Genomic DNA, 15,982 nt, shown 5'->3' with positions numbered 1-15,982 from the left:
CCGCTGCATGTCGTCGCTAGCGGCCCGCCATGCGCTCGAGCCGAGCAATCCGATCCGCCATCGGCGGGTGCGTGGCAAAGAGCTTCTTGGCTCCGCCGAGGAAGGGATTGGCAATCATCAAGTGGGATGAGTTGACGAGGCGCTGATCATGGGCCGGCAAAGGCGCCGCTTGAACACCCGATTCCAGCTTGCGAAGCGCCGACGCCAAGGCCAGCGGGTCGTTGGTCAGCCGCGCACCGTCCTCGTCGGCGTCGTACTCGCGCGTCCGGCTCACGGCCATCTGAATCAGGGACGCGGCGATCGGGGCCAGCAACGCAATCGCGATCATGGCCAAGGGGTTGACCTGCCGCCGGTCACCACCGCCGCCGAAGAAGAGCAAGAACTGCCCCACCGACGTCACCACGCCCGCCACGGCGGCGGCCACCGACGAGGTCAAAATGTCCCGGTTATAGACGTGCATGAGCTCGTGCCCTAGGACGCCGCGCAACTCCCGTTCATTGAGCAGTTGCAGGATGCCCTCGGTGCAACACACCGCCGCGTTCTCCGGGTTGCGCCCCGTGGCAAAGGCGTTGGGTGCGAGCGTCGGAGAGACGTAGAGCCGGGGCATCGGCTTCTGCGCTGCATGGGAGAGCTCGCGCACAATCCGGTACATCTGCGGTTGTTGTTCCTCGGTGACCGGATAGGCCTGCATGGAACGAATGGCCAGCTTGTCCGAATTCCAGTAGCCATACGCCGTCGTCCCCACGCCGAGCAGGGCGAAAAGCCAGATAAACATCGATTGGCCCGTGCCGGCAGCGATCAACGAGCCCAAGAGCACCAGCAGCCCAAACAAGGCTCCCAGGAGCAGCGCGGTTTTCAGTCCATTGTTGTGATGATGCACGTCTCTAGCTTACGGGCTACGGGGTCGGGTTCCGTGCGTCGTAGCTCACGAACGAGGGGCGAAGACGCAGCAGAACGGTCGCCAGCACGACGCAGAGGATGCCGCCGAGCACCAGTGTCACCGGTTCGGTCAACACGGCTGCGGCGCCGCCGGAGACCATTTCCCCCACGCGCGGTCCGCCGGCGACGACGACGATGAAAACCCCTTGGAGGCGGCCCCTCAGCCGATCCGGGGTGGCGGATTGCAGAATCGTGTTTCGAAAGACCCCACTCACAGAATCTGCCACGCCAGCCAACGCCATGAAGGCCGCAGCTGGCCAAATCCACCCACTCGCCGACCCGTCAGCCGGCATGTGGCCACGCGCCAAGAACACCACCACGCCAAAACCAGCGATGAAAACGCCCCATGCCACGACCGCCGCATACACGGCGAGCCCGTGCCGGTGGATCGTCGTCAGTGGGCCCGAGAACAGGCCGGTCAAGAAGGCTCCGAGAGCGCTGGCGGCCAGAAGGATGCCCACAGTGGCCTCTCCCCCGCCGATCATGACCGCACCAATGGCGGGCAAGAGGGCCCGCGGCGCGGCCGTCACCATGGCCACGAGGTCGATCTCGAAGGTCATGCGCACGTTGCCTCTGGTGGCGAGGAAGGCGAACCCCTCCCACACTGAGGACAGGCCGACCCGGCGGCGACCACCAGTTCCCGCTGGCGCACCCTCAACGGGAAGCGGCGGCAGCTTGTAGATCGCCCACAGTGCCGCAACGTACGTCACGACGTCGATGGTGTAGGTCCACGCGTAGCCGACCGTGGCGACGAGCACACCGCCGAGCAAAGGACCCACCATCATGGCGACGCCAAAGGTGACCATGTTCAGCGCATTGGCTGCCGGGAGCAGTTTGACTCCCACCAGTGCCGGAATGATGGCGCCACGGGTGGGCTGATTGATCCCGCCGGCTCCGGAGTGCACCGCGATCAGCGCATAGAGAACCCAGACATTTTCTACGCCAGCCCACGCTTGAATGGCGATGACCGCCGTCGTCCCCCACAGGAGAGCGGAGGAGGCCAACGCCACCTTGCGCCGATCAAAGTGATCGGCCACCGCACCGCCGTAGAGCCCGGCCACGATCAGCGGGACTACCGCAAACAGTCCGAGCAGGCCCACATGCAGGCTGGATTGCGTGAGCTGATAGACCTCGAGGCTGACCGCCACGAGGGTGAGTTGGCTACCCACCGCGGACAAGGCATTGCCGGCCCATAAGCGCCGGAAATCACTGCTAACACGCAGCGGGGTCAAGTCCGCGAGGAAGCGGCTCACTTCTCGGTCAGGCGCCGCTCCGCCCACACACCGATGCCAACGACGACGGCGCCCGCCACCGCCAAGGCCATCACTCCACCCAGGGTCCCGTCCTCGATCGGGACGATGTTGCGGGCCTCATCCTGCCAGGGCCAGAGCGCGCGGAGCCCGCCGGCCATGAGGCCGGTAATAACCACCATCGTGACGTGATGGTGCGTGCGCAGCAGGCGCCGCAGCCCGAGGATGATGAGCACGCCACCCGTGGCCGCGCCGACGACGAAGAGCCCCAGGTAGCCGAAGTCAAGATTGTTGACCGCGCCCAACGTCGGCTCATAGAGGCCCAGCGTGAGCAGGAGAAACGACCCGGAGAGCCCCGGCAGAGCCAAGGCACACACGGCGATCGCCGCACACACCATGATGGTGACCGGCGTGACCGCCAGCGGAGATGACGGCAGAGACACCGCGAAGGCGGTCGCCGCGGCCGCCACGATGGCGTACGCCGCGTCGCGCACGCGCCAGGCCCCCGCGAGGCGGATGGGGATCAGCAAGGAGACGAGCACCATGCCAAAGAAGGCCGCCCGCATCTGCACGGGGTGGTTTTCGACGAGGTTTTCCATAACCCGGGACATGGTGAGAATGGCCGCCCCCATGCCGATCACCAGCGGGATGATGAGCAGCCATTCGACCTCGCGCCACTTCGCCACGCCCCGGGAGCGCACCTCCGCGCCGCGAAAGAGGCCGGTCAGCATCAAGAAGGCCCCAGAGATGGCGGCCGAGGCCGAGGCAATGAGGCGCTCGTAGACCATCACCACGAGCGCGACCGTGCCGCCGCTGACGCCCGGCATGGTCTCCACGGCGCCGATCAGACCGCCGCGCAAGACGTTGACGACGACCTCAAAAAGCGGCCGGCGTGCGGGCGCGCTCACTCGGCGCCAGCTTCTGTGCCGCGAGAGATGCGCACCATATCCTCGCGCTCAACCACCTTGATGCGTTCGCGGGTGATGGCCCCGGCTTCCGTGGTGAGCTCGCCGGCGGCCTCGCCGAGACCGCGCTCATGCGCGTCGAGGTTCAGCCACCCATTCCACGTGGTGTATTCGACGCCACGAGCCTCGAGGAAATCAAGGATCGCGGACTCGGACGGCTCCGTCGCCGGAGGCAACTCGGTGCGGTCCTCCAGCAGGTTGCCGATGGTCTCCAGCGCATCTCCCTTGGTGTGGCCGATGAGGCCCACGGGGCCGCGCTTGATCCATCCGGTGGTGTAGATGCCCGGCACCGCGGCGCCGTCAGCGTCCAGCACGCGGCCGCCGTCGTTGACCAGGACGCCGCGCTGGGCATCAAATTCCAGCTCGGCCAGCTCGGAGCCAAAGTAGCCAATGGCCCGGTACACGGCCTGCAGCGGATACTCGACGAGTTCGCCGGTGCCGCGCACGTTGCCCGTGCCATCCAGCTCTTGGCGTTCGAAGGTCATCCCCGTGACCCGGCCGTCCTCGCCGGTGATCTCTACCGGGGAGTGCAGGAAGTGCAGGTGCAGGCGGCGGGAGGCCGGCGTGAAGTTCGGGTCTTCCTCACGCTCGTCCTGCTCCACCATCCAGTTGGCCAGCGTGTTGACCATGGTCTTGACCTGGTTGTTGGTCTTGATGGCCTCGTCGGAGGCTTCGTCGAACTCAAAGTCTTCCGGGTAGAGCACGATGTCGACGTCGCGGCTGTGGGAGAGCTCGCGCAATTCCAAGGGCGTGAACTTCACCTGCGCCGGCCCACGGCGGCCGAACACGTGCACGTCCGTGACGGGAGAGCTCTTCAAACCGGCATAGACATTGTCGGGAATTTCCGTGGTCAGCAGGTCGTCGGCGTGCTTAGAGAGGACGCGGGCCACGTCGAGGGCCACGTTGCCATTGCCCAGCACGGCCACTTCCTTGGCGTCCAGCGGCCACTCGCGCGGCACGTCCGGGTGGCCGTCGTACCAGGAGACGAAGTCGGCGGCGCCGTGGGAGCCGTCGAGCTCAATCCCCGGGATGTTCATGGCGGCATCCTTGATGGCGCCCGTGGCGAAGATCACGGCGTCGTACATGGCTCGGATGTCCGACAGGAGGAGGTCCCGGCCGTAGGTGACGTTGCCGAGGAACCTGATGTCGCCGCGATCAAGGACCTTGTGCAGGGCCTTGACGATGCCTTTGATGCGCGGATGATCGGGCGCCACGCCGTAGCGAATCAGCCCGTACGGTGCCGGGTAGGCGTCGAACAAGTCGATCGATACCTCGAAGTCGCGTTCGGCTTTGGTCAGGATGTCCGCGGCATAGACGCCGGCGGGGCCTGCGCCGATGATGGCAACGCGCAGCGGGCGGTTCGGCGCGGCAGCAGCCGCGCCGGTGTCGACCTCGGCAGAATGGGGCACGGGGATTCCTTCCGGAAGAGTTCGCGTGGGCGCGGAGGATTTAGCGCACAGCACACTAGTCTAATTGCCTGTACGACGCCGTCCATCACCTCGGCACGTTCCTCGGCCAGGCCGCGCGGCGCCGTCCCCGTTCCGGTGTGCGCCCGCGTCCACACCCCGGCCCGGATGCCGCGTGGACACCCGGGCACTGCTGCCTCGGATCAAATGGAGTCGATGATGTTCCCGACTTTGCGCCCCGTATTGCCGGCGGTGACCTGATTCTGTTCTAGAAGGCGCCGCACGCGCTGGACCAGGGCCAGGGTGTCCTGCCCGGCACTCACCCAGGCCGCTTCCTTGGCGTCATAGCCCTCACGGTTGTTGGCATCTTCCCAGTTGTCGGCGACGAACTTGGCCTGCTGTTCGCGGTCGCCAATGATCTGCTCGATCCGGCCCGCGATGCGAAGGACCGTGCCCTCCATCTGGCTCGCCGAGTTGACATCGAACTGAATGACGTCGCTATTGCCCTTACCCATGGTGTTCTCCTTTAGGTCCTGTGTTCTCGTGGGGAAACGGCTTAGCGGCCGCCGAGGTTGAAGCCGGTGTTGCCGGAGGCTGCTGCGGCCACCGACTTGGCATCGCGGCCCTCGCCCTCCATCTCGGAATCCATGTCCAAGTAGGCCTTCGCCGCGTCCGCCTGACCGGAGGAGATGGAGGCCAGTGCGGCGATCAATTCGCCCTGCACGCGCGTGCCCTCGTTAATCACGGCGACGAACTCGTTGGCGGCCGACCCCTTGAAGGTGTTTTGCAATTCCTCCACGCCGTCGAGCATCTCCTCGACGAGCTTCACCAGCTCGAGACCCGAGTTTTCCGACTGCTTCGAGGCGTCAGAGACGGCGCCAATGCTCATCTTGCCCTTGAACTCACCGCTCATGGCGTGATTCCTTTCGCTTGGTCTTCGGCCGGCCGTCGGCCGCCGCTGCCCACTCAACGGGCATATATCCATCCAACGGCGCAACGGGTCTCCGGTCAAGGCCGCCCGATGGGTAGAACTCCCCATCGGAGGCGAAATCTGCGGCACTTCGCGCCGCAACCTGCCATGATGGGAGGCAGCGGCATGGGGCCGCTGCCTCCCAAATCAATCCAGAGGGGACCACGATGTCATCAGAGTTCGACGCACAGCTCATCGAATCGGTGACCGTGCGCCGCGCTCGCCTGACCGATGGCCTGCTCTACGGCACCAACCCCACCGAGCGCCGCTGGGCCTCACCGCTCAAACAGTTTCTGATCAGCATCGTCGTCGCCGCCCTCATCGCGGCCGTCTGCGTGGGAGTCTCCTTCGTGAAGAATATTTTTGAACAGCGCGCCGCCGAACAGGAAGAACTGCGCTCCAGCGCCGTTCTCGTCGTCGTGGACCAGCGCGCCCCCGGGGAGGTCTTCGCGTGAGCGAGACAGTGACCCACCCGTACACCCGCGTCACGCTGGCCGGTGACCGCCGCCGCCTCGACCTGCTGCTGCCGTCGACGGCGGAGGTCGGCACGCTGATGCCGCAGATTTTGCGGCTACTCGGAGACACTCCCGGCGAGCGCGTCGCATCGAAGGTGTTGCTCACGGATACCGGCGAGCCCCTACCCACCAACACCACACTCGCCGAGGCGGGCATCGTGGACGGCGCCACGCTGAGTCTGCTGAACAATCACGAGGCGCCACCACCTGCCGTGGTCTACGACGTCACCGATGCCGTCGTCGCGGAGGCTGAGTCCGTTCGGGGCACGTGGCAGACCCGCCACGTCATCATCGGCTCCGGCGTCGCGGCCGGGGCCGCCGCGGTGCTGGGCCTCTGGCTCCTCACCGGCCACTACGCACCGCAGTCCGCCTGGTGGATCCTGCTCGCCTGCGGCGGCGGACTGCTGGCGGCCGGCGCCTCACTGGTTGCGGCCTCCCGTCCCATCGCCGCCACGTTGCAGGTCACGGGCGCAGCACTGGCCGTCCTCGGGCTCGCCCAGTGGGAGTGGCTGCCGGGCTACGGATTCGCGCTGCTCACCGCCGCCGTCGTCGTCGCCCTCATCGCTGCACTGGCTGGCGTGGCGAGGCGCCCGTCCGCGGTGCTCACCACGGCGGGCATCGCCGGCGCTTTGACGGCCCTCTGGGCCGGCGCCTACCCGTTGGCACAGTGGGCAACGGCGGACGACGTCGATCCGGCCGCGGCCATCGCTGGCATCGGCACGCTCGGCTCTGCGGTCATCCTCGGCCTCCTGCCCTCGATTGCGCTCAACGCCTCGGGGTTGGCCAAGCTCGACGACGCACGGGCGGAGGGGGCCGCGATCATGCGGTACGACGCCGTGGCGGCCGTCCACAGCGCCCACGCCGCCTTGCGCTTCGGTACCGTCGCCACCGCTCTGTCCGCGGGGGTGGGGCTGTGGTTGATCCCGGAGACGGACCAACCACAGTGGACGTTGCCGCTCACGGCCTGCTTGGCGCTGGCGATCACCCTGCGCGCCCGGTCCTTCCCCTTGGCGGTGGAGCGCTACGCGCTCTATGCGGCGGCGGGCCTCGGCGTGGTGTCCCTCTCGCTGACGCTCACGCAATTGGCCGGTTCCTTGGCCTGGATCGTCGCAGTGGGCCTGCTGGCCGCCGCCCTCGGCGCCGGCTTGGGCCTGGTGGTGCGTTTGGCGGATCACGTGCAGGCGCGGCTTCGGCAGATCGCGGGCCGGATCGAGTCCCTCGCCATCGTGGCGTCGATCCCACTGATCGTCGGCTACTGCGGCGTGTTTTCGCTCCTCCTGTCCTCTTTCTGACCCTTATGTTGTTGTTCAGGATGCCTTGACCTTGACGAAAGTGATTCGTGATGCCGACTAGCACTCCGCGGCCCGAGGACGACTCCGCCCCGTACGGCCAGATCGTTGACCCCTGGGCCCCGCAGACGTCGCGTCGCGCGCAGCGGCAGCAGGCTCGGCGGGAGTCCCCGGCCTCGCGCAACGCGGCTTCGGCTCCCCGCGTGGACCCCGGCGCTGGCGCGCCGCTGGCGTACGAGCTGCTCCGCCTGTCGAACGTCTCCGGTGCCTCCGGTGGTTTCGGCCGCTTGCTGCGCTCCATGTTCGGCTCGGACACCTCCGCGGGGGACCTCGCCGCCGCGGCCCACGAGGCCCAGGCCGCGGTCACCACCGGACGCCGCATCGCCGTCTTTTCCACCCGCGGCGGCGCCGGTACCACGACGGCGACGGCGGCGCTCGCCCGCGTCTTTGCCGCCGTGCGGCAGGATACGACGGCGGCGCTCGACCTCTCGCTGGGTCACGGCAGCTTGGGCTTGCGGTTGGGGGCGGATCCGGCAGCGGGACGCTCCTTCGCCCAGCTGGTGCCGGACACCACGGGCGGACGCCTGCCCACGGCCGCCGAGCTCCACGCGATGTTGGTTCCCATCACGGACAACCTCCTCGCGACGGCGAGCGCTCCGGCCGCTGCCGGGCCGCCTCCCGCCGGGTCGCTGGTCCGGGAAACGTGTGCCAACGTCTCCCGGTACTTCCCCCTGACGTTGTTGGACTGCCCCGCCGGCATCAATCAATCCACCACCGCCTCCGCCTTGGCCGACGCGCATGCCGTCCTCTGGGTCGTCCCCGCGACGATGAGCGGGGTCGAAGACGCGCTCGCCCAGTTGTCCGGCCCGTACCTGCGTCAGCTCGTCGCGGCAGGCCGCGTCGTCGTGCTGGTGACGCAGTTGGACCGCAAGGCGCCCGTCACCGCGGCGGCCCAAGCGCAGCGGCTCCACGCGCTGGGGTACGAGGCCCACGCCCTCGACTACGACGCCCACTTGGCCGCGGGCGCGCGGCTGAGCTTGAATCTCTTGGGTGCTGAGCGCCGCATGGCACTGGCCCAGCTGGCTGGACGGCTCGTCACCAACGCCAACGCGGCGCAGACCTCGCTGAAGGCGGGGCGCCGCCCGTGAGCCAGCGCATCATCCACCGCCCGGCGCGCACGACGCCGCCGCTGCGCGAGTTCCGCCCCTTTTCCATCGATGCGCCACCGCCCGTCGAGGGCGAGGCCGGCGGCATGAACCTCATGGCGATCGTGCCCATGCTCGGCGGCGCGGTGTCGATGACGGTCATGATGATGTTCCGTAATTCCCCCTTCGCCGCCGTGGGAGCCATGATGATGGTGCTGACCGTGGTGATGGGCATCGTCATGATGTTTTCGCAGCGCGGCAAGCAACAGAAGCAGCGCCGGCAAGCCCGGGATCAGTACCTGCGCTACCTCGAGCGCACGCGGGTGAAGCTGCGCGCCGACGAACAGGACGCTCTCGCGACGGCCCGCGTGGCCAGCCCAGATCCCGACGCCCTGTTCGACGTGGTCCGTAACCCGCTCCGGCTGTGGGAGCGTCGGCGCAGCAGCGAGGACTTCCTCCACGTCCGGCTCGGCACGGGCGAGCGCCCGGTACGAAGCGTGACCGTCGCCGACGCCGGCTCGCCTGGTCAGCTCGAGGATGCTTTCATGGCGGCCGAGGCGGAAATCCTCCGCCGCCGCTACGCGACGAGCCCGTCCATGCCTTTAACGGTGCCCCTGAACGCCGTCGGCAACGTCTCCGTCGTCGGCTCGCGGGAGTTTGCCCTCGCCGTGTCCCGAAACGTGGTGGTCTCCGCCGCCGCGCTCCACTCCCCCGAGGACGTGGGGCTCGGCCTCGCCATCCCGCGCGAGGCGGAGGAGGACTTCGTCTGGGCACAGTGGCTGCCTCACGTGGCAGACCAGCAGCAGGCCACCGAGACGGGGCCGGCGCGGCGGATCGCCGGCAGCCTCGATGACCTCGCCGATCTCATGGCCGCAGACATCCAGCACCGCACGAAAATCGCCGCCGAGGCCCGCAAGTCGGACGGCGGAGCGCTGTCCGTCATGTCACGGCTGGTCATCATCAACGATGTGTACGGGACCGCCGCTGAGGACTTTCCGCTGGTTGACCGTTACCTCGACGCCGCCTCGCTGGGGCTCTCGGTCATACATCTGGTGGCGACCCGCGGCGACGAGCCCTCCGAGGTCTCCCTGCGCATCACGGAGACCGAGGACGGGTTCCTGCTGGAGGACTACCGTCAAGACCCGGCAGCGCCGGTGACCCGCAACGGTGTGCTCGATCCGCTGACGGTGGCCACAGCGTCCGCGGTGTCCCGCGAAATGGCGCCCTTGCGGCTCGCCGCTGATTCGCTGGAGCACGGCGGCGGCAACGAGTCCGGCGAGTCCTTCCTGGAGATGCTGGGCCTGACTCCCGCGCTCAGCCGAGCGGACATCGAACGCACGTGGAAACCTCGCTCGGAGGCCGATTTCCTGCGCGTTCCGCTAGGCCCCGACGATCGCGGCAAGCCCACTACCCTCGACCTCAAGGAAGCGGCCCAGTTCGGCATGGGCCCGCATGGTCTCTGTGTGGGGGCCACGGGTTCCGGCAAGTCCGAGATGCTGCGTTCGATGGTCTTTGGCCTACTCGCTACGCACTCACCCGACCTGCTCTCGATGGTCCTCGTGGACTTCAAGGGTGGTGCCACGTTTGCGCCGTTCGAAGGCGCGCCCCAAGTGACGGGCATCATCACCAATCTCTCCGACGATCTCTCCCTCGTCGAGCGCGTCTACGCCTCCCTCAACGGGGAGATCCTCCGGCGCCAGGAAGTCCTCAAGGCCGCGGGGAACATCGCCAACATCACCGACTATCAGGTCCACCGCGCGGAGAAGCTGGCCCGCGGGGAGCACATGGACCCGCTGCCGCATCTGGTCATCATCATCGATGAGTTCGGCGAGCTCCTGACCGCGCGCCCGGACTTCATCGACCTCTTCCTCTCCATCGGGCGCATCGGCCGCTCCATCGGCGTGCATTTGCTCCTCTCCTCCCAGCGCGTCGAGGGGGGAAAACTCAAGGGCCTCGAAACCTACCTGTCCTACCGCATCGGCCTGCGCACCCTCTCCGAGGCAGAATCCCGCACGGTGTTGGACACCGGCGACGCCTTCCACCTGCCCCCGGTGCCCGGTTACGGCTACTTGAAGGTGGATACCACCGTCTATACCCGTTTCAAGTCCGGCTACGTCTCCGGTCCGGTGGAGGACGAGCGGCGTGGCGACGACGCCCCCGTCGCTCACGTCAGCGCCGACGTCGTCCCGCTGCGCTTCTACGCCGCGGACGCCGCGGCGGCCCACCAGGGCCAGGACGACGGCGGCGCGCCGGCGAAGAAGTCCGCCCCGAAGCGAACGACGGGCCCCACGGTGATGTCCACCCTCATGGACACGCTGCGGACGTTCCCCCGTTCCGTGCAGGAAATCTGGTTGCCGCCGCTTCCGGCCGCCATCACGCTGGACGCGAGCGTGGGCCAGATTCACCCCAGCGAGCACGGGCTCCGTCTGGAACAAGGCGGCCGGTTGCGCGTGCCGATCGGCCTCCTCGATGACCCGGCCAAGCAGTGGCAGGGCGTCTGGGAGATCGATTTCGCCTCCGGCGGCGGCAACCTCATGGTGATCGGCGGGCCACAGTCCGGGCGGTCCACCCTGTTGCGCACCATCATCACTTCGCTCTCGCTTACCCACCGGCCCAGCGAGGTCGGCATCTACGGCCTCGACCTGCTGGGGTCGTCCCTGCTTCCCCTCGGCGGGCTTCCGCACGTGGGCGGCATCGCGATCCGCACCAACCGCGAGGTCGTGCGGCGCACCGTGGAGGAACTCCTCGGCATGCTGCTGCACCGCGAGCAGTTGTTCGAACTGCGCCAGATCGACTCGCTGACCACCATGCGGCGCTTGCACGCCGCCGGGGACCTGCCCGAGTTGCCCAGCGCGGACGTTTTCCTGTTCATCGATGGGTACGCGCAAATCAGCGACGACTTTGAGGACATCCAAGATGCCGTCACCACGCTCATCATGCGCGGTGGCGGGTACGGCATCCACGTGGTCACCACCCTGAACCGCAGCGGGGAAATCCGCATGGCACAGCAGGGCTTTTTTGGCAACAAGGTGGAGTTGGCCCTCTCCGATCCGGGCGATTCAACGATTGACCGCAAGGTGGCCGCTGGCGTCAACGCGGATGTGCCGGGGCGCGGACTCTCGGACAAAAAGCTCATTGGCCACGTGGCCCTGCCGCGCATCGACGGCGAGGACAATCCGGAGACGCTCTCGGACGGCCTCCGGGACCTCGTGGAGGCGGTGGCGGCGGCCACCAGCGAGACGGCCATGAAGGTACGCGTCCTGCCGGCCGAAATCTCCCAGCGCGACGCCCCGGCCTCCGCGGTACAGGGGCATTTCCCGATCGGTCTGCGGGAGGTCGATCTGGGGCATCACGTGCTGGACATGACGGCCAAGGACCGCCATCTGATCGTGATGGGAGACGAGGGCTGCGGAAAGTCCAACGTCCTGCGGAACCTCATCAGCACGTTTGTGGACCAGCACAGCCCCGACGAGCTCCTCTTCGCCGTGTACGACCCCCGCAAGGATCTCGACGACGTCGTGCCAGACGACTACTTGGGCGGATACGCGGGCAGCGCAGCGGTCGGCGAGCAGCTGACCGCGGCGCTGGTGAAGGAACTGGAGCTGCGGTCCACGGGTGGGACGGAGAAGGAACGGCCGGGCACGGCCCGGCTCGTGGTCCTCGCCGACGATTACGACGTGCTGACGGCGGGCAACAACTCCCCCATGAGCCGCTTGGTGAACTACCTGCCCATGGCTGCGGAGCTCAACTTCAACGTGATCATCACGCGCAAGGTGCGCGGCGCCAGCCGGGGGATGTACGAGTCCTTCTTCTCGACTCTGAAGGACTCCGGAACCGCAGCGCTGATCATGTCCGGAGACCGGTCCGAGGGCGCGCTGGTCAACAGCGTGCGCGCACGGTCCTTGCCCCCGGGGCGCGGCCAACTGGTCCAGACGGGCAAGCCGCTCCAGACGGTACAGACCTACCGAAACCCCGGCACGGCCGACGCTGACTAGGGCGTATGATGCGCTGGTGAGTTCATCGATGCAGTCCGCGCCCCACGAGCGAACCCAAGGCCTCTGGTATGGGGTCACCGCCTACGGGCTGTGGGGCGTGCTGCCCCTGTACTTCGCTCTCGTGGCGGCCGCCGGCGCCGTGGAGATCTTAGCCCACCGCATCGTGTGGTCCCTCGTGGTGTGCCTGCTGTTGGTGACCCTGTTGAAGCAGTGGCGCGTGCTCGGCGCGTTGGTACGCCGCCCCCGGGCGCTGGCGTGGTTGGCCGCTGCGTCCCTGCTCATCGGCGTCAACTGGCTGACGTTCGCGTTCGCCGTGCTGAGCGGTCATGCGCTCGAAGCCTCGCTGGGGTACTACATCAACCCGCTGCTCTCCATCGCCCTCGGCGTCCTGATCCTGGGCGAGAAACTCTCTCGCCTCCAGTTCGCCGCCATCGGCGCCGCCATCGCGGCGGTGCTCATCATGGCCATCGCCTACGGCTCCGTGCCGTGGGTATCGCTCCTGCTGGCCACCACGTTCGCACTGTACGGCTACGCCAAGAACCGCGTCGGTCGGGGCACGACGGCGGTGGCGTCGCTGACCGTGGAAACCGCCGTCCTCGTGGTCCCCGCTCTCATCACCTTGGCCGTCCTGGGCTCGACCGGACAGGCGACGGCGTTCAGCCTCGGTCCTGGCCACTTCTGGCTGCTGCTGGGCCTCGGCGTCATCACCGCGACGCCGCTGTTGTTCTTCGGCGCCGCCGCAACGCGCCTGCCCCTCTCCGTCGTCGGAAGCCTGCAGTACATCGCGCCGACCGCCCAATTTCTCATCGCCCTGCTGGTCTTCCATGAACCAATGCCGCCGGAGCGGTGGGCCGGCTTCGCGCTCGTCTGGGTGGCCATCGGCATCCTCACCGTGGATCTCTTCCGCCGACGCCCACGGAGCCGCACCTAGGGGGCCGATGTTGGCCTCGTGGGCCGGGCTTCAAGAAACGACAACGGCGCGGTTCCCCGTGACGCATCACGGGGAACCGCGCCGTCGTCTACCCTGCAGGTGACCCGACGTGCCCGGGCGGTGCCGCCCGGGCCGGGCTCACGAGTTTTCGGGGGCGACCGCTACGGGCAGATCGTCCTCTTCCTCCGGGTGCTTGGACAGGTTAACCAGTGCGGCCACGAGGCCACCCCACACCACCACGAGGGCGATGATCATGACGATAATCGCGGTTGCAGTCATCTCAGTTCTCCTTCTGTGCCGAATCGGCCACCGGGATCTGACCGGTGAGCTGATCCTCATGCGCCTTGATGGCCTCGTACTCGGAATCGTCATGCAGCATGGACCGCTTGGACCATGGAATGAGCGTCAGGAGGATCGCGACGATCACCAAGCCGGCCGCCATGCCCCAACCGAAGGTGTTCAGCATCCACTCCGGGTAGCCGCCATACGGCTCGGACAGGAACGCGTCGAACTGCTGGTAGGAGATGTAGCCCAATACAATCGGGGCCACAATGCCGACCAGGCCGATCCAGACCTTGCGCATCTTGATCGATCCGTAGAGGTTCAGGTGGTCGGAGAGCACCGGCAGCTTGCGGGCGAACCAGGCCACGATCACCACGGTCACGAACGCGCCGAAGAGGATGCCGAACTGGTTCACGAAGGCGTCCGCGATGTCCAGCACGTGCAGGCCGGTGGTCGTACCAAACAGCAGAATGGACACGACGGCCAGCGGCAGCGTCACCGCCAGCGCCGCAGCGCGGCGACCCCAGCCCATCTTGTCCTTTACCGCCGAGATAATGACTTCCACGATGGAGGTCAACGAGGTCAGGCCCGCGAACACGAGCGAACCGAAGAACAGCACGCCCAAGATGGCGCCAAACGGCGCCTCGGAAATGATGGTCGGGAAGGCCATGAAGGCCAGACCCACACCGCCAGCGGCGGAATCCTCCACGGAGGTTCCCGCGGCAACGGCCATGAAGCCGATCGCCGCGAAGACGCCAATGCCGGCGAGGATCTCAAACGCCGAGTTGGAGAATGCCACCACCATGCCGGAGCCGGTCAGGTCCGTCTTGCGCTTCAGGTAGGACGAGTAGGTGACCATGATGCCGAACGCGATGGAGAGCGAGAAGAAGATGTGACCATACGCGGCAGCCCACACGGTGGGATCCCCCAGAGCCTCCCAGTTCGGGGTGAAGAACGCGTTCAGGCCCTCGGAGGCGCCCGGCAGGAACAGCGAGGACACCACCAGCAGGGCAAACATGATGATCAACAGCGGCATGAAGACGGCATTGGCGCGGCCGATGCCCTTCCGCACGCCGGCCACCAGGATGACGATGGTCACCACCCAGACTGCGATCAGCGGCCACAACACCTGCGGCACGAAGTCCATCGAGACGCCGGCCTCGCCGACCTCGAGGAACGTTCCGGTGAAGAACGACGTCGCATCGTCGCCCCACGCCGTCGTGGTGGAGTACCACGCGTACATGCCGGCCCAGCCGATGATGACGGCGTAGTAGACGGCGATCACGAAGCACATGAGGACCTGCCACCAGCCGAGGAACTCGGCCGGGCGGCTCATGCGGCGGAACGCCAAGGGGGCCGAACCGCGGAACTTGTGACCAATCGCGTAGTCGAGGAACAACAGAGGGATACCGGCGGACAACAGGGCCGCCAGATACGGAATGAGGAAGGCGCCCCCGCCGTTCTCATAGGCAACGTAGGGGAAACGCCAAATATTACCCAATCCGACCGCCGATCCGATGGCGGAGAGGATAAACAGCTTGCGCGAGGAGAATGTCTCGCGCGCGACCTTCTGGCCGCGGTGGCTAGGTGCAGTGCTCATAACCTTAAACGCTAGTCCCGCACGTGAGCGCCCACACAATGTTTTCCGATTAAGAAGCGTCACAATTCTGCGCCGATCTCTGCCCTGACCGGTAGAATTCACCGCTGGCCCCTGGTGCCGGCACGTAATGTTCGGCCCCTTTTGGGCCGATATGACGCGCTTGTGGGCGCGATTTCACGACGCCGCGCCACGCCGTCGCCACCACCTTCTCGCCGCCGTGCCACGGGCCCTAGATTACGGATAAGATCGGGGTATGGCTGAGATGTTCGTGGACAAGTTCCGTGCCCTGGTCCCCAAATACCTTGATGACGAGTGGGTGGCGGAGGACGGCCTGACGTCGGCGGAACTGAACGAAGCCTTGGACGACGCCGAGGTAGAGATCCCGCAGGTATTGCGGGAGTTTTACCTCTCCGTTGGAGGCTGCGAAGACCTCATGGAGGCCTACTACTTCTTCTGGGACCCGGAAGAGCTGGAGTACGAGGACGGCTACCTGCTCTTCATGGAGGACGAGGACGAGCGCTACACCTGGGGGCTGCGCGAGGATCAGCTCGATGTCCCGGACCCGATTGTCTACCGCCGCAACAACCGCCGGGGGACGTGGCGCAGCGAGGAAGGCACCTTCAGCGAGTACGTTCTGGACATGTTCGACTGGGTCTTCGAGGAGCTCGAGCCCGAGCTCGAGGACTGAATCGACG

The 15,982-nt window shown here is 66.9% G+C and carries 14 protein-coding genes; 6 read left to right on the top strand and 8 right to left on the bottom strand.

What is annotated here, in order from left to right; all coding sequences use genetic code 11:
• Window positions 1-16: 16 nt before the first annotated feature.
• The 6 genes from htpX to IW252_RS10540 form a co-directional block, all read right to left on the bottom strand.
• Window positions 17-880 (bottom strand): zinc metalloprotease HtpX, encoded by an 864-nt coding sequence (gene htpX, locus IW252_RS10565; RefSeq protein ID WP_196836515.1) that lies wholly within the window; start codon window positions 878-880, stop codon window positions 17-19.
• Window positions 881-896: 16 nt separating this feature from the next.
• Complete coding sequence (locus IW252_RS10560; RefSeq protein WP_196836514.1) at window positions 897-2,192, bottom strand: MFS transporter; 1,296 nt, start codon at window positions 2,190-2,192, stop codon at window positions 897-899.
• Window positions 2,189-3,097 (bottom strand): DUF368 domain-containing protein, encoded by a 909-nt coding sequence (locus tag IW252_RS10555; RefSeq protein WP_196836513.1) that lies wholly within the window; start codon window positions 3,095-3,097, stop codon window positions 2,189-2,191. The genes IW252_RS10560 and IW252_RS10555 overlap by 4 nt, the downstream gene beginning before the upstream one ends.
• Window positions 3,094-4,563 (bottom strand): FAD-dependent oxidoreductase, encoded by a 1,470-nt coding sequence (locus IW252_RS10550; RefSeq protein WP_196836512.1) that lies wholly within the window; start codon window positions 4,561-4,563, stop codon window positions 3,094-3,096. Before IW252_RS10550 ends, IW252_RS10555 begins: the two co-directional genes overlap by 4 nt.
• A 200-nt stretch (window positions 4,564-4,763) precedes the next feature.
• The gene (locus IW252_RS10545) at window positions 4,764-5,075 is read right to left on the bottom strand and encodes a hypothetical protein (protein WP_196836511.1); all 312 of its coding nucleotides are present in this window, start codon (window positions 5,073-5,075) and stop codon (window positions 4,764-4,766) included.
• A 41-nt stretch (window positions 5,076-5,116) separates the two neighbouring features.
• Window positions 5,117-5,473 (bottom strand): WXG100 family type VII secretion target, encoded by a 357-nt coding sequence (locus IW252_RS10540; protein WP_196836510.1) that lies wholly within the window; start codon window positions 5,471-5,473, stop codon window positions 5,117-5,119.
• Window positions 5,474-5,697: 224 nt separating this feature from the next.
• Here IW252_RS10540 and IW252_RS10535 point away from each other — a divergent pair, with 224 nt between their 5' ends.
• From IW252_RS10535 to rarD, 5 genes are read left to right on the top strand one after another with little or no spacing between them, the layout of a single operon-like run.
• Window positions 5,698-5,985: a hypothetical protein gene (locus IW252_RS10535; protein WP_196836509.1), complete on the top strand. Its 288-nt coding sequence runs from the start codon at window positions 5,698-5,700 to the stop codon at window positions 5,983-5,985.
• A complete protein-coding gene (gene eccD, locus IW252_RS10530; RefSeq protein ID WP_196836508.1) occupies window positions 5,982-7,337 on the top strand; it encodes a type VII secretion integral membrane protein EccD in 1,356 nt (451 codons plus the stop codon). Before IW252_RS10535 ends, eccD begins: the two co-directional genes overlap by 4 nt.
• 50 nt (window positions 7,338-7,387) lie before the next feature.
• Window positions 7,388-8,482 (top strand): MinD/ParA family ATP-binding protein, encoded by a 1,095-nt coding sequence (locus IW252_RS10525; RefSeq protein ID WP_196836507.1) that lies wholly within the window; start codon window positions 7,388-7,390, stop codon window positions 8,480-8,482.
• On the top strand, window positions 8,479-12,474 hold the full coding sequence (eccCa, locus tag IW252_RS10520) for a type VII secretion protein EccCa (RefSeq protein WP_196836506.1): 3,996 nt from the start codon (window positions 8,479-8,481) through the stop codon (window positions 12,472-12,474). The genes IW252_RS10525 and eccCa overlap by 4 nt, the downstream gene beginning before the upstream one ends.
• A gap of 16 nt (window positions 12,475-12,490) precedes the next feature.
• The gene (gene rarD, locus IW252_RS10515; protein WP_331271515.1) at window positions 12,491-13,405 is read left to right on the top strand and encodes an EamA family transporter RarD; all 915 of its coding nucleotides are present in this window, start codon (window positions 12,491-12,493) and stop codon (window positions 13,403-13,405) included.
• 138 nt (window positions 13,406-13,543) lie between these two features.
• Here the strand turns inward: rarD and IW252_RS10510 are convergent, their stop codons facing one another.
• Together IW252_RS10510 and IW252_RS10505 are read right to left on the bottom strand one after the other, a co-directional pair.
• Window positions 13,544-13,684 (bottom strand): methionine/alanine import family NSS transporter small subunit, encoded by a 141-nt coding sequence (locus IW252_RS10510; RefSeq protein ID WP_196836505.1) that lies wholly within the window; start codon window positions 13,682-13,684, stop codon window positions 13,544-13,546.
• A 1-nt stretch (window position 13,685) separates the two neighbouring features.
• Window positions 13,686-15,287, bottom strand: coding sequence for a sodium-dependent transporter (locus IW252_RS10505; protein ID WP_196836504.1), 1,602 nt, complete (start codon window positions 15,285-15,287; stop codon window positions 13,686-13,688).
• Window positions 15,288-15,540: 253 nt separating this feature from the next.
• Between IW252_RS10505 and IW252_RS10500 the strand changes: the two genes are divergently transcribed.
• Window positions 15,541-15,975, top strand: a complete 435-nt coding sequence (locus tag IW252_RS10500; protein WP_196836503.1) for a hypothetical protein — start codon at window positions 15,541-15,543, stop codon at window positions 15,973-15,975.
• Window positions 15,976-15,982 lie beyond the last annotated feature (7 nt).

Origin of the sequence: Zhihengliuella flava (assembly GCF_015751895.1) — a bacterium.
GTDB lineage: Bacteria > Actinomycetota > Actinomycetes > Actinomycetales > Micrococcaceae > Zhihengliuella > Zhihengliuella flava.
Note: the sequence above shows the minus strand (reverse complement) of the source record. Positions and strands in the feature narration are given on the sequence as shown.

Excerpts from the sequence above, each read along its gene's own strand:
- IW252_RS10510 (WP_196836505.1), bottom strand. The coding sequence starts at position 13,684 with ATGACTGCAACCGCGATTATCGTCATGATCATCGCCCTCGTGGTGGTG.
- IW252_RS10540 (WP_196836510.1), bottom strand. The coding sequence starts at position 5,473 with ATGAGCGGTGAGTTCAAGGGCAAGATGAGCATTGGCGCCGTCTCTGAC.
- IW252_RS10535 (WP_196836509.1), top strand. The coding sequence starts at position 5,698 with ATGTCATCAGAGTTCGACGCACAGCTCATCGAATCGGTGACCGTGCGC.
- IW252_RS10505 (WP_196836504.1), bottom strand. The coding sequence starts at position 15,287 with ATGAGCACTGCACCTAGCCACCGCGGCCAGAAGGTCGCGCGCGAGACA.
- IW252_RS10545 (WP_196836511.1), bottom strand. The coding sequence starts at position 5,075 with ATGGGTAAGGGCAATAGCGACGTCATTCAGTTCGATGTCAACTCGGCG.
- IW252_RS10500 (WP_196836503.1), top strand. The coding sequence starts at position 15,541 with ATGGCTGAGATGTTCGTGGACAAGTTCCGTGCCCTGGTCCCCAAATAC.
- IW252_RS10525 (WP_196836507.1), top strand. The coding sequence starts at position 7,388 with ATGCCGACTAGCACTCCGCGGCCCGAGGACGACTCCGCCCCGTACGGC.